At 61.0% G+C, this 13,755-nt stretch carries 11 protein-coding genes and 2 pseudogenes; 3 read left to right on the top strand and 10 right to left on the bottom strand.

What is annotated here, in order from left to right:
- Positions 1-56: 56 nt before the first annotated feature.
- The 7 genes from FFS64_RS19920 to gcvA form a co-directional block, all read right to left on the bottom strand.
- On the bottom strand, positions 57-1,268 hold the full coding sequence (locus FFS64_RS19920; RefSeq protein ID WP_137806832.1) for a CaiB/BaiF CoA-transferase family protein: 1,212 nt from the start codon (positions 1,266-1,268) through the stop codon (positions 57-59).
- A gap of 18 nt (positions 1,269-1,286) precedes the next feature.
- Positions 1,287-2,093 (bottom strand): enoyl-CoA hydratase/isomerase family protein, encoded by an 807-nt coding sequence (locus tag FFS64_RS19925; RefSeq protein ID WP_137806833.1) that lies wholly within the window; start codon positions 2,091-2,093, stop codon positions 1,287-1,289.
- Positions 2,094-2,103: 10 nt separating this feature from the next.
- Positions 2,104-2,862: an SDR family NAD(P)-dependent oxidoreductase gene (locus tag FFS64_RS19930; protein ID WP_137806834.1), complete on the bottom strand. Its 759-nt coding sequence runs from the start codon at positions 2,860-2,862 to the stop codon at positions 2,104-2,106.
- Between the two features lie 4 nt (positions 2,863-2,866).
- Positions 2,867-4,012, bottom strand: coding sequence for a thiolase family protein (locus tag FFS64_RS19935; RefSeq protein WP_137806835.1), 1,146 nt, complete (start codon positions 4,010-4,012; stop codon positions 2,867-2,869).
- Complete coding sequence (locus tag FFS64_RS19940) at positions 4,009-4,359, bottom strand: Zn-ribbon domain-containing OB-fold protein (RefSeq protein WP_137806836.1); 351 nt, start codon at positions 4,357-4,359, stop codon at positions 4,009-4,011. Before FFS64_RS19940 ends, FFS64_RS19935 begins: the two co-directional genes overlap by 4 nt.
- Positions 4,360-4,546: 187 nt before the next feature.
- Complete coding sequence (locus tag FFS64_RS19945; protein ID WP_137806837.1) at positions 4,547-5,452, bottom strand: NAD(P)-dependent oxidoreductase; 906 nt, start codon at positions 5,450-5,452, stop codon at positions 4,547-4,549.
- A 93-nt stretch (positions 5,453-5,545) separates the two neighbouring features.
- Positions 5,546-6,451: a transcriptional regulator GcvA gene (gene gcvA, locus FFS64_RS19950; protein WP_137806838.1), complete on the bottom strand. Its 906-nt coding sequence runs from the start codon at positions 6,449-6,451 to the stop codon at positions 5,546-5,548.
- A gap of 155 nt (positions 6,452-6,606) precedes the next feature.
- On the opposite strand from gcvA, the pseudogene FFS64_RS31750 reads away from it, so the two are divergent.
- Positions 6,607-6,786 (top strand): annotated as a pseudogene (locus FFS64_RS31750) (OprD family outer membrane porin); the annotation flags it as partial.
- A gap of 557 nt (positions 6,787-7,343) precedes the next feature.
- Here the strand turns inward: FFS64_RS31750 and FFS64_RS32235 are convergent.
- Positions 7,344-7,736: pseudogene (locus FFS64_RS32235) on the bottom strand (RHS repeat-associated core domain-containing protein); the annotation flags it as partial.
- A 309-nt stretch (positions 7,737-8,045) separates the two neighbouring features.
- On the opposite strand from FFS64_RS32235, the gene FFS64_RS19965 reads away from it, so the two are divergent.
- A complete protein-coding gene (locus FFS64_RS19965) occupies positions 8,046-9,311 on the top strand; it encodes an OprD family porin (RefSeq protein WP_137806840.1) in 1,266 nt (421 codons plus the stop codon).
- Positions 9,312-9,456: 145 nt separating this feature from the next.
- Here FFS64_RS19965 and FFS64_RS19970 read toward each other — a convergent pair whose 3' ends face one another.
- Complete coding sequence (locus FFS64_RS19970; RefSeq protein ID WP_256660496.1) at positions 9,457-10,332, bottom strand: RHS repeat-associated core domain-containing protein; 876 nt, start codon at positions 10,330-10,332, stop codon at positions 9,457-9,459.
- Positions 10,333-10,606: 274 nt separating this feature from the next.
- Positions 10,607-12,040, bottom strand: a complete 1,434-nt coding sequence (locus tag FFS64_RS19975) for an aldehyde dehydrogenase (RefSeq protein WP_137806842.1) — start codon at positions 12,038-12,040, stop codon at positions 10,607-10,609.
- A gap of 286 nt (positions 12,041-12,326) precedes the next feature.
- Between FFS64_RS19975 and FFS64_RS19980 the strand changes: the two genes are divergently transcribed.
- A complete protein-coding gene (locus FFS64_RS19980; protein ID WP_137806843.1) occupies positions 12,327-13,670 on the top strand; it encodes an MFS transporter in 1,344 nt (447 codons plus the stop codon).
- Positions 13,671-13,755: the final 85 nt, after the last annotated feature.

Genomic DNA, 13,755 nt, shown 5'->3' on the forward strand with positions numbered 1-13,755 from the left:
TTATCGTTCACGACCTTCGCGAGCAAGCTCGCTCCTACAGGTCAGGTGGTGTCCGCTCAGGCCAAGGTTTGCTCCGGACAACGCATGGCATCGGACGCGAGCAACGCTTCTATCTCTTCTTCGGCAAACGCAAATCCGCGCAATACCTCACACGAATGCTCACCCTTGTCCGGCGCCGGTGCATAAGGGGTTTGCGCCGCCTCCAGGCTGTTGATCGGAAACCCCGGCACCCGCACCACACCATGCTGCGGATGATGCAGGTCGATCAGCATGCCGTTGCTGGCGATCTGCGGATGAGCCAGTACATCGTTGTAGTCGCTGACCTTCGAGCAAAGGATGTCGGCCTCGCGCAGCACCTGCAGCCAGTGGGCGACGGGTTGGGTGCGGAAGACGTCGGTCAGCGCCGCGCCCATGGCTTGGCGATGCACCACCCGTTGCGCGGAACTGGCGAAACGCGGGTCGTCGATCCATTCCGGATGCCCGAGTACGCCGCACAGCGTCGGCCAGCGATTGCCGTTGTAGGCGGCGACCATCAGCCAGCCGTCCGCCGCTTCAAAGGCTTCGTTGGGCGCGGAGTAGGGCGCGGCGCTGCCGATGCGGGTCGGCAGTTTGCCGTCGCAGAGAAAGCTGGCCAGCGACGCTTGTTGCAGCGCCAGCGCCGAGTTCATCAGGCTGACATCGAGGTGGCCGCCGAGACCGTCGTTGTTTCGGGCGTGCAGTTTGGCCAACACCGCCATGCAGGCCATGTAGCCGGTGACCACGTCGACCACTGGCGCCTGCACCTTGGACGGTGCCGAACCCGGCGTGCCGATCAGGCTCATCAGCCCGGAGTCGGCCTGCAAAATACCGTCGACCCCGGCCCGATCCGCATAGGGCCCTTGCTGTCCGTAGGCGGAAATCGAACAGTAGATCAGGTCCGGTTTCAGCTCGGCCAAGGCCTCGTAGCCCAGGCCGAGTCGGGCCATGACTCCGGGGCGCATGCTTTCGATCAACACATCGGCCTGCAACACCAGGCGCTTGATCACCGCCACGCTGTCCGGGTGTTTGAGGTCCAGGCTCAGGCCCAGTTTGCCGCGATTGAATCCGTGGTACAGCGCGCTGTCCTCGCCGACCCAGGCCGGGCCGAGGGTGCGGCCCAGCTCGCCTTCGTGGGGTTCGACCTTGATCACTTTGGCGCCCATGTCGGCCATCAGCATGGTGGCCGTGGGACCGGCGGCGATCTGGGTGAAGTCCAGGACGGTCAGACCGTCCAGTGCGTTGCGTAACATGTTCGCCTCCTCGGGCTTTTAGCGGCCCGTGTAATGCGGCGTGCGTTTCTCGGCAAATGCCTGGCGGCCTTCGATGCGGTCTTCGGTGTCGCGCAGCACGCCCCAGTAGAGCTCGGTCAGGCGCTGGGCCTCGCGGTCGCTCAGGTGCGCGGTGCTGCGTGCCAGGGTTTGCAGGGCCTGGATTGCCAGCGGTGCTTGCCGGGCAATCAATTGCGCCAGTTCCAGCGCGCGTTGCAGCAGGGCTTCACGACTGTCCAGGCGTTCGGAAATCAAACCGATGGACTCGGCACGCGCAGCGTCGATGCGCGCACCGGTCAGGGTCATTTGCAGGGCGTGGGCCGGGGGCACCGCGCGCATTAAGCGATGCAGGCCGCTGACCGCCGGAATCGAGCCAACCACCGCTTCCGGCAAGCCGAAGGTGGCGCTGTCGCTGGCGATGCGCAGGTCGCATTGCAGCGCCAGCTCCAGCCCGCCGCCGAGGCAATGGCCGTTGATCGCCGCGATCAAGGGTTTGTGCAGGTCCAGATCGGTGAGGTCCATCAGCCGGATATACAGCCCGGCGTCCGCCGCCGACTCATTGGCGAGAAACAGCGCCTCGGCGTAGGAGGCCTTCGAGTCGCGGGTGCTCTTCAGATCGGCGCCGACGCAGAACGCCCGCTCGCCACTGCCGGTGATCACGGCGGCGCGCAGGTCACGACGGTCGCGCACCTCCAGCAAATGGCCGCGCAGGGCGTGGAGCGAGTCCAGATCCAGGGCGTTGAGCGCCTGCGGCCGGTCGAGGGTGATCAGCGCGACGGCACCGAAGGTTTCGAAAGTGACGGTCATGGCATGGCCCTCACACACTGGCCGAGGACAGGCTGCGTCCGCCGCACACGTAGAGGATTTGTCCGGTAACGTAGCTGCTGGCCGGGGCGAGGAAAAATTCCACGGCGTTGGCGATGTCGTCCGGCGTGCCGATGCGTTTCACCGGCACGGTGTCCTTGAGCCTGGCCTGCACGTCGGGGGCGAAACTCTGGAACAGCGGCGTGTCGACGATACCCGGGGCGATGGCGTTGACGGTGATGCCTTTGGCGGCGAATTCGATGGCCAGGCTGCGGGTCAGGCTGACCACGCCGCCCTTGGCCGCCGAATAGTTGGCCTGGCCGAAACCACCGAGCCAGGCCCGGGACGACATGTTGACGATGCGTCCGAAGGCGTTGTCCAGCATCAGGGGCAAGGCAGCCTTGCAGCACAAGAATTGCGCCCGCAGGTTGGTGTCCACCACCAGGTCCCAGTCCTGTTCGGTCATGGTGAGGAAGCGTTTGTCGCGCACCACGCCGGCGTTGTTCACCAGAAAATCCAGGCGATTGTGCGCCTCGCGTATCTGCGCGAAAGCGGCGTTCACCGCTTCACCTTCGGTGAGGTCGAGCGCGATGCCGACGACGTTCAGATCTGCGGATTGCAGCGCGTCGACGCTGTTGTTCAGTGCCTGCTCGTCGCGGTCCAGCAGGTAAACGAACACGCCTCGTTGCGCCAGGCGTTGCGCGATGGCCAGACCAATGCCACGGGCCGCGCCGGTGACGACAGCGACCTGGCCGATAGAAAAGTTGTTCATGGCTTCAGACTCCGAGGATGTGCACGGCGGACGCCGCATGGTCGACCCCGGCGATGCCGCCACCGGTGCATTGCGCCAGGCCCAGGCGCGGGGTGCCCGCTTGGCGGTCGCCGGCGCGGCCTTGCAGTTGCCAGAACAGCTCGACCATCTGCGCAACGCCCGTGGCGCCCAGTGGATGCCCCTTGGCCAGCAAGCCGCCGCTCGGGTTGACCGGCACCCGGCCACCGATGGCCGTCGCGCCGGAGTGCAGCAAGGCCACGGCTTCGCCCGGCGCTGCCAGACCCAGAGCTTCGTAGTACAACAGCTCGGCGATGGTGAAGGCGTCGTGCAGCTCGACCACACCGATATCGCTCGGTGCAACGCCGGCCTGCTCGTAGGCCTGGCGTGCGGCGCGGGCGGTGATTTCCGCGTCGAGGATGTCCTCGTCACCACCTTCGCGCAGGCCGGAGACGATGATCGAACCCAGCACTTTCACGTCTTTGCCGTGCGGGCCGGGCTTGTTGCCCAACACCAGCGCGGCGGCGCCGTCCACTTGCGACGGGCAGCACTGCAGCAGGGTCAGCGGGTCGGCGATCATCCGCGAGGCCAGCACTTCTTCCAGCGTCACTTCGCTGCGTTGCTGGGCGTAGGGGTTCAGCGACCCGTGACGACGGTTCTTCACCGCCACGGCGGCGAGGTCGGCGGGTTTGGCATCACGCTCGTGGAGGAAGCGGGTGCCGCGCATGGCGTAGACCGCAGGCAAGACCATGCCGGCGGTGGCGTACAGATCAGTCATGCGGTCGTTGCGTTGCATCGGGATCATGCCGCCACCGAGGGCGGTGAGTTGCTCGATGCCGAACACCAGTACTCGCTCGTACTGGCCGGCGAGCAAGGCGTGGCGGGCCAGGTGCACGGCGGTGGCGCCGCTGGCGCAGGCGTTTTCGATGTTGTAGACCGGGATGCCCTTGAGGCCCAGATCGCGCAGGATCACCTGGCCGAGAATCATCCCGCCCAACACGTTGGCGCAGTACACCGCCTGGATGTCCGCCAGTTGCAGGCCGGCGTCGGCCACCGCATCGAGGATCGCCCGTTGCGCCAGCTCAGGCGCCATGACGCCGGGGTGACGGCCGAAGACGGTCATCGCGCCGCCCATTACATGCATCTGGCTCATGGACGTGCCTCCAGGGACTGGAAAATGTAGCCGTAGGTCTCGTGAGCAATCACCCGGCATTGTTCGCCGATGGCGGCGCGGCCGGTGAGGCGCCCGAACAGGCGTACCGGGCCGGGCAGGTCGACGTAGGCCAGCACGAACGGCGGCAGGCCGCTTTTCGGGCTCGGGTGCATGATGGTGAAGCTGTAGACCTGGCCTTCGGTGTTGAGCACGGTGTCGTCGAATTCCGCGCTCAGGGGCGACTCGGCAATGACCGCAGGAAAGAAGATTTCGCCGCTGCGACGATGGCGCGAAGCGAGCAGCTTCGGCGGCGTGGTGGCAGCCCAGACGGGCGTGGAAGAACTCATGATGACCTCCTGTTGTTATGGGCTCGCGGGCGAGCTCTGGAGGTCATGGTCGGGCAGGGAAGGCAGGGCCGACAAACGAGATAAAAACGGGGGTGGGTTGAGAAAAAATCAAACAATGAAAGTGCGGCCGGCACAAAACCTGTGGGAGCGGGCTTGCCCGCTCCCACAGGTTCTATGTGTTATCCAGTCAGCCTTGCAGCTTCACCCCGGCCAACCGCTCCAGCACCTCCACCACATGGGTCATGTCCCGCGCCGGGTCGCCCTCGCTCAGCGCCTGATCAAAAAACTGCTTCACCACCGAGCCGGTAAACGCCGGCGCCCCGGCAGTTTCCGCCTCGGCCAGGAACAGCCGCACATCCTTGCGCATCAAATCAAGGCGAAAACCGAAATCAAACTCCCGCCGCATCACCGTCCCGGCCAGGATCTGTTCGCTGGTGAAACTGCGCGCCGTGCTGGCGTTGAGCATCTCCACCATCTGCCGCGCATCGAGTCCGGCCTTGACCCCGAACAACATGGCTTCACTGGTGGCGACCAGCGTGGCGGCGACGATCATGTTGTTGACCAGCTTCAAGGTCTGCCCCAGTCCCGGTTCAGTGCCGATGTGCTCGACCTTTTTGCCGAACGCCGCAAACACCGGCACACAACGCTCATAGGCGCCGCGATCACCCCCGACCATCACCGACAACGTGCCGCTCTGCGCCCCCGCAACACCGCCGGCCAGCGGTGCATCGAGGGCGTCGATGCCGCGTTCGGCCAGCTCCGCGTGCAGGCGTCGGGCCAGGCTCGGCCCGGTAGTGGAGTGGTCGACGAGGATGTTGATCTGTTGGCCGTGGATCACGCCTTCAGCGCCCAGTACCACCCGCTTGACGATGTCCGGGGTCGGCACGCAAACCAGCACGATTTGCGCATGGTCGGCCACTTCGCGAGGCGTGGCGAAGCTGCGGGCACCGCGAGCCAGCAACGGCGCAAGAGCCTGCGGATTGGGATCGAACAGGCTCAGGTCGAAGTCGTTTTCCAGCAGGTGCAAGGCCATTTTCTGGCCCATGGCGCCGAGGCCGATAAAGCCGATGGAAGGGAAGTCGAGCGTGGTCATGGCGGGTCTCTTTTTTGTCATTGGAGACCCATGCTAGACATGTCGGCAAATCACCGACAAAGCAGTTTTACGCCGCCATGCGTTGAGTAAATCTCATGCCTGATCACCGGTCATGCGCGCCTGTTCCAGAATCCATTCACGGAAAATCCGCAGGTCATCGCTTTCCTCGCGGTGCCTTGGCGTGAGCAAGTAGTAGGTGTACACGCCCATGTCCACCACCTGTTCGAACGGGCGGATCAGGCTGCCGTCCTGCAGCTCCTTGCTGACCAGAAACAGCTGCGCCATGGCGATGCCCTGGCCGCCGACCGCAGCGGCATAGACCATCGACGAACTCTGGTACGACATGCCGGCCTGGGCATCGACTTCACGGCTGACCCCGGCGGCTTCCAGCCAGTAGCGCCAGTCTTCGGGGCGGGCGATGGAGTGCAGCATGGTGTAGCCGGCGATGTCGGCGGGGGTTTGCAGGCCGGGCCCGTGTTGCAGCAACGACGGGCTGCACACCGGGGCCAACACGTTGTTGCTCAGCACGTAGCAATTGCAGTTGGGCCACTCGCCGGAACCCAGGCGGATCGCGGCGTCGATGTCTTCCTTGTAGAAATCCACCGGCTCCAGCGAGGCGGTCAGCAGCACTTCGATCTTCGGGTTCTGTGCATGGAAACTCGCCAGCCGCGGGATCAGCCACTGCATGGCAAAGGTGGTGTAGGCGCGCACCTTGAGCTGACGGCGGCGTGGCGGCGACATGAGTTTTTTCGTCGCCCCGCGCAGGTCTTCGACAATTTTCGCCACGGCGCGAAAGTACTGCTCGCCGGCAGCGGTCAGGGTGATCTGCCGATGGCCGCGCACGAAAAGATCGAGCTTGAGAAATTCTTCCAGCGTGCGGATCTGCCGACTGACCGCACCCGGCGTGACGTTCAACTCGTCGGCGGCCAGGGTGATGCTCAGATGCCGGGCAACGGACTCGAATGCGCGGATGGCATTCAGCGGTGGCAGACGATCCATGGTGGGCAGGCTCTTGTTCTTATGGGAGGTGCGGCGCGCAGTGTACGTAAAGCAGAGCCTAAACCCACTTGATTAAAACTCAAGGCAGTGGGGTGTTTTTCTCGATTGTCGGGTCTGGGAGGCACCGATGGTTACCTGGTGACTCTGGTGCAGACATGACGCGTTATCTGTCGGGGGATGATGTTACGGTGCGCACTCGTGCGACGGCGGGTAAGGAGTAGGAGCGGGATTCCGAGTTGGGGTATGTGATCCAGAGTGGGCCGTTGAAGAACCTTGGAGTGAAGTGGAAAACGCCAGAGTCCACAGAATTATTTTTAATGTTGCGAATAAATTAATTGTACCGATATTTTGAGTATGTTTAATTTAGTTATCGCTTTCTGATTTCGTATGCGCCTTCTTTGATCCGGCGACGACCGGGTATGCGGTAGTCTGACACCCATGCAGGGTTTTCAAATTTCATTAGCACGACGTTTCCATATCGCTCGGGCGGGATCATATACACTGACTCGTCCCTTATTATCGGTGGGTTAATTCTATTTTCCCTTGAAAAAACTGAACCTTGTTCCGGTGTTTTTATCGGTATTCCTTTAAGATCTTTTACATAGATTTTTACGACGACAGGGGTCGACTTGTCCGTATAGGCTGCCTCGCGTGCATATCTGACTGCTTGCTCAAAGCTATCCGTCGAATAAAATCCTTCACCTAATTTTTGGGCACCTCTACGCCCCATGAATTTTTTGTCCAGGCCATTCAATAGCGAGGGTAGCTGCTCATTTGATGTGCCATGGTATGCGAGACGAGTATATTTGTTTCCGGGCGCGGGTCTGGAAATAGGAATCGGGCGGTCTTGGGGGATAATGCGTTGAATGTTTTTGCGCACAAAAGCCCATCCAACGGCATGCCCCGTTGGATCGTTCAGGTTAACCGGATCACCGAGGCAGTACGCGTATGTATTAAACAGACCCGCGCCAAACGGACTCAAACTGTCTGGACTGTTGAATCGCATCAAAACCGAATTAAACACCCGATACCCATTCCCCAACAAATAATGCCCGGTCATCGGGTCTGCCAGTTCGCCATTGAAACCCAGCAAGCTGAGTAACCAACAGGCAGCAGGGCGGTGGCCGTAGGGCGAATAGGCGATGGCTTGCGGCGGTTGGTTTGCTTTGAGTGTGTTCAGTACGGAGCGCTGCTGGTCGGTTGCCAATAGTGTGGTTGAGGACATTGCGGCGCTCCTGGCTTTCAAGGGCTGGGAGCTTGAGTATCTGTGGTGGAGCCGGGATTGGGTACTAGCAGATTTGATAGTTTCGCGGTGTCCCCGGTGTCCGCAGGTTCCGTGTAGGAGCAAGCTTGCTCGCGAAGAACCGGAGGGCGACGCGGGTTGTCTGGTGTATCTAGTTATCGTTCACGACCATCGCGAGCGGGCTCGCTCCTACAGGGGGCGGTGGTGTTTTATGTGATCGCACTTGATTAAAACTCAAGGCAGCGGGGTGTTTTTCTCGATTGTCGGGGGCAGGGCCCGGCTTTCAGGATCGATGTTCACGCGCCTGTCCGGGGCGTGTTCGAACCTGACAACAATAAGAGAAACACCTCCATGAACTACGCCTTCCCAGCGCTTTCACGTCTGGCTGTCTGCATTGCAGCGAGCACTGTTCTCAACCCGGCGTGCGCCGATATGTTCCAGGACAGCAAAGGCAACCTGGAGCTGCGCAACTACTACTTCAATCGCGATTTTCGCCAGTCCGGCGTGGCCCAGAGCAAGGCCGAGGAGTGGGCGCAGGGTTTGATCCTGCGGGTTGAATCGGGCTATACCGAGGGTTTGGTCGGCGTTGGTTTCGACGCCATTGGCCTGGTGGGGATCAAGCTCGATTCCGCGCCGGATCGCACCGGCACCGGCCTGCTCAACACCGCGCGCGGGCCAGGCGGGCGCGCCGAGGACGAGTACGGCGCACTCGGTGTCACCGGCAAGCTGCGCATGGCCAGGAGCACCCTGAAAGCCGGGACCCTGCTGCCGAAAATCCCGGTGGTGATGTCCAACGATTCGCGCCTGTTGCCACAGACCTTTCGCGGTGCCTGGCTCAACAGCGCCGACATCGACAACCTGTCCCTGGACCTCGGCCGCCTCGACCAGACCAAACTGCGCAATTCTTCCGACAACGAGGATCTGACGGTCTACAACGGCGTCGCGCGCAACATCCGCCTCGGCCGCCACAGCACCAGCGATCGCTTCGACTTCGCCGGGGCGACCTGGCGCTGGACGCCGTCGCTGAACACCGCCTATCACTACGGTGAACTCGACGGCATCTACCGCCAGCACTACCTGACCCTCAACCACAAATGGACGATCAGCGAAGGCCAGACCCTCAGCTCCGACCTGCGCTGGGCCCGCAGCCTCGCTGACGGCGGCAGCAACGTCGACAACTCGGCGTTGGGCGCGATGTTCACCTACAGCGCCAGCGGTCACTCGCTGGGGTTGGGTTATCAGCGCATGAGCGGCGACACCGGTTTTGCCAACATCAATGGCACCGATGGTTACCTGGTGAACCTGGTGCAGATCAATGATTTCGGTAATCAGGATGAGCGTTCGTGGCAGGCACGCTATGACTACAACTTTGTCGCGCTGGGCATTCCGGGGCTGACCTTCATGACGCGATATCTGTCGGGGGATGACGTGACCGTGCGTACTCGAACCTCTCAGGGCAAGGAGTGGGAACGGGATTCGGAGTTGGGCTACGTGATCCAGAGCGGGCCGTTGAAGAACCTTGGGGTGAAGTGGAAGAACGCCAGTGCGCGGAGCAATTTCTCCAGTGATATTGATGAGAATCGGTTGATCGTGACCTATTCCTTGGCGTTGTGGTAATGGATCCTGTTTGTTTAATAATCACTTATGGGTAGTCGAAATTCGATTGGTTAGTTTCAGGGGTTTGACCTGGAATTTGTTATGCTTGTTCGAAAGAAATTTAAATTCTCAATTTTAAGTCCAGTCGGATGTTGTATTTTGAGGGTTAAGTCATGGATCGAAGTTTGTCTATTTCTGATGCGAGTCGATTTCTTATGTGTGGTTCAATGGTTATTTTATCTAGGTAAAGCTGGGCAGCTACTCTGCGTTGGTGGCTGCCTGGACCCACTCGACTGCTGACCGAGATATCCCGCAGTTCAAAGTGGTCGTAGATTAAATTTGATGGCGGGTTGCCCGGTTGCCCCCAAAAATGAATTTCGTTGAATAAGTTTTTATAGTCTTTTGCGACTGGAGTGTTATCAATAATTTTTTTCAAGCGTATAGGTGTGGTATCAAGCGAAAGTTCGTGTTTTTTCACTGTCCTGGCTGAGATGTGTTCTAGATTCAAAGGGTGAACAACCTCATGTTTCGGATCGCTAGTGATTGCCAATAAGTCTTTATTGAAGATATTGGTGCGTAGGTTGTTTTTTTTCTCGATGTAGGATCGTGATAGATACTCTATTCGAGCTTTAGGGGGCAGTTTTGTTGTTAAGGATGCTTTTTTTGCAATGCGGTTTAAGTTAAAAACTGTCGTGCCGATTGTTTTGAAGGAGACGTGCCCGTTAGGGTCGTGCCTATTTATCGGGTCACCCAAACAATACACATACGGATTTAATCCCCCCTTTCTAAATGGGCTCAAACTATCCGGGCTATTAAACCGTTTTAGCGCCGGATTAAACGCCCGATACCCATTCCCTAACAGATAATGCCCAGTCACTGAGTCTGCGAGTTCGCCATTGAGCCCCAGCATGCTGACTAACCAACAGGCAGCAGGTCGGTGGCCATAGGGCGAATAGGCAATGGCTTGCGGCGGTTGGTTTGCTTTGAGTGTGTTCAGCACGGAGCGCTGCTGATCGGTTGCCAGTAGTGTAGTTGAGGACATTGCGGCGCTCCTGGCTTTCAAGGGCTGGGAGCTTGAGTATCTTTGGTGATGCCGGGATTGGGTACTAGCAGATCTGATAGTTTCGCGGTGTCCCTGATGTCCGCAGATCCCGCGTAGGAGCGAGCCTGCTCGCGATGGGGGCGTGTCAGTCGACATTGCCGTCGTCTGGCACACCGCCATCGCGAGCAGGCTCGCTCCTACAGGGGGTGGCGGTGTTTTGGGGATGTAAAAAAAGGCGCAGCCATGGCTGCGCCTTTGGGTGAACCGGGTCGCTTCAGAGCCGAATGATCACCGACTTCAACTGCGTGTAATGCGACAGCGCATCCACCCCTTGCTCGCGCCCGTACCCACTCTGCTTGAACCCGCCGCAGGGCGTTTGCACGAAGCCGCCGCTGTATTCGTTGACCACGATCCGACCCGCCTCAAGCTGCGCGGCGACGCGGTGGACGCGGCCGATGTCGCGGCTCCAGATCCCGGCGCCCAGGCCGAACTCGCTGTCGTTGGCGATGCGCAGGGCATCGGCTTCGTTCTTGAACGGGATCACGCAAACGATGGGGCCGAAGATTTCTTCCCGGGCCAGGGTCATGTCGTTGGTCACGCCGGTGTAGACCGTCGGTTCGATGTACCAGCCGTTTTCGAAGCCGGGCAAGGTAGCGACCTTGCCGCCGATGGCCGGGGTCAGGCCTTCGCGTTCGGCGATGGCGAAGTAGCTCTGGATTTTCTCGAATTGCGCCTGGGTGGTGATGGGGCCGGAAGTGGCTTCATCCTGTGGGCCGACGCGCAGTTGGCCAACCTCGGCCACCAGCTTGTCGACGAAGCGCTCGTAGATCGATTCCTGCACCAGCAAGCGCGTGCCCGCCGCGCACCATTGGCCGCTGTTCCAGGTGAAGGCCAGGGTCGCGCCCTTGGCGGAGGCGTCGAGGTCGGCGTCGTCGAAGACGATGTTGGCCGACTTGCCGCCCAGTTCCAGGGTCAGCGGCAGGATGCGATCCGCCGCGATGTGCCCCAGTTCCTGGCCTGCGCGAATGCCGCCGGTGAAGGAGATTTTGCGGATGTGCGGGTTATGCGCCATGGCCGGGCCGATCACGCTGCCCTTGCCGACGATCACGTTGAACACCCCCGGCGGCACGCCGGCCTCGATGGCCAGGCGCGCCAGTTCCACCAGCGAGGCCGAGGTGTGTTCGGAGGGTTTGGCGACCACGGTGTTGCCGGTGGCCAGGGCCGGGGCGATGGCGCGGGCGGCCTGATGTAGCGGGGCGTTCCACGGCAGGATCACGCCGATCACACCGAACGGATCGCGACGGGTGTAGACGTGGTAGTTGGGGCCCTGGTTGATCACTTCGCCGTCCATGACATTGACGATGCCACCGTAGAACTCGAAGTACTGCGCGGTCAGGTCCATCAGGGTCGCCATCTCGCGGCCGGGCTTGCCGGTTTCGGCCCGCTCCAGGGCACCGAGTGTGCTTTCGCTGGCGCGGATCAGGCGGCCGAAATCGTTGAGGATGCGCCCGCGCAACGCCGGACGCATGTCGCGCCAGGCCTGCAAGGCGCTGGCGGCGCTGTCGATGGCAATGGCCACGTCGGCCGGACTGCTGCTGGCTACTTCGTTGAGTTTTTCGCCGGTGCGCGGGTCGATCTTGTCGACGTATTGGCCGTCCAGCGGCGGCGTGATGCGGCCGTCGATGAAGCTGTTGGTTCTGTCAAACATTGCCGGTTCTCCTCGTGAAGCTCTTCTTGTTAATGCGCGGCATGGGGGAGGTCGTGGGCAGCCCCATGATTGCCTGCCATTACCGCTGCTCGCGCAGAACCCTTCAACCGAGTTTTAAAGGGCCATGCCTTGAGAAAATCTCAAGGCAGTGACTTGAGGTTTAGTCAACCGAGCCGTCCTGAAAACTCGCTACACGAAACCCTGGCAACGCCGGATATTGCTCCCGTAGCAACGCTGAGGCCGCGTCCGAAGGTCAACAATAATAGCGCCCACGGGAGTCTTGAATATGAGCAACTACCACACGGTGGACGGTCAATTGCCGCCGTCATCCACTGCCACTGCACCTGTGCAAACCGAAGGTCGACAACTCAACAGCGCCGAGAAAAAAGCGATAGTGGCCGCCACTCTCGGCACCATCGTCGAATACACCGATTGGGTGATCTACGCGACGTTTTCCTCGATCCTCGCCAAGCAGTTTTTCCCCGCCGGTGACGGCGTCACCGCGCTGTTGTCAGTGCTGGCGGTGTTCGCCGTCGGCTTCATCATGCGCCCCATCGGTGGTGCGGTGCTGGGCCAATTGGCTGACCGTTATGGGCGTAAAAAAGGCCTGACGCTGTCGATCCTGCTGATGTCGGTGGCTTCGCTGGTGATCGGCATCTGCCCCAACTACGAAAGCATCGGCATTGCCGCACCAATCATTCTGGTGATTGCCCGTCTGGTTCAGGGCTTTTCGGCGGGCGGCGAATTCGGCTCGGCGTCGGCATTCCTGATCGAGTCGGCACCGGCGCATCGCCGGGCGTTTGCCGGGTCCTGGCAGTGGTTCGCCATTAACGCCGGCACGCTGGTATCGTTTCTGCTGGGCTTTGCCCTGGCGTCGATGGGCAGCGACACCGCGCTGTACGACTGGGGCTGGCGCGTGGCGTTCGTGATCGCGGCGCTGATGGGGCTGATCACTTTGTGGATTCGCCTGTCGGTGCGCGAGACCGAAATTTTCAAATCGAAGATCGCCAGCCACGGCAAGAAGCGTCCGATTCGCGAGCTGCTGTTCAGCCATCGTCGCGATGCCATGCGGGTGATCGGCATCGCCATGGCCGGCAACCTGCTCAACTACGTGTGGATGGTCAGTTACCCCAATCAGGTGCACCTGATCACCGGTATGTCGATCCGCGACACCTTGCTGGCCGGGGTGGTTTCCGTCGGCGTGTCGCTGGTGCTGATGCCGTTCGCCGGCAAACTGGCGGACCGGGTCGGCCGCCGTCCGGTGCTGATCGCCTTCGCCATCGCCTCGATCCTGTGGGCCTGGCCGAGCTTCGGACTGTTGCACCCCGGCATCAGCCTGCTGGAAGTGACGCTGATCCAGACCGTGTCGATGGTGATCATGACCGGCTTCGGCGCTGCCTCGGCAGTGACCATGGCCGAGCAGTTCCCGGCCGAAGTGCGCGTCACCGGTATCGCCTTGCCCTATGCCTTGTCGGTGACCCTGTTCGGCGGCACCGCGCCGTACCTGATGGCGGCGATGGCGGGGTGGGGGTATGGCGGGTGGTTCTGGATTTACCTGGCGGTGATCAGTGCGATCAGCCTGGTGGTTTATCTGCGGATGCCGGAGACGCGGGGGCAACCGCTGCGCTGAGTCAGATCGCAAGGTTTCGCAGAATCTGTGGGAGCGGGCTTGCTCGCGAAAGCGTCGTAGCATTCAACAGATTTGTTGACTGACA

Source organism: Pseudomonas sp. G(2018) (assembly GCF_005502415.1).
In the GTDB taxonomy this organism is placed as follows: Bacteria; Pseudomonadota; Gammaproteobacteria; order Pseudomonadales; family Pseudomonadaceae; genus Aquipseudomonas.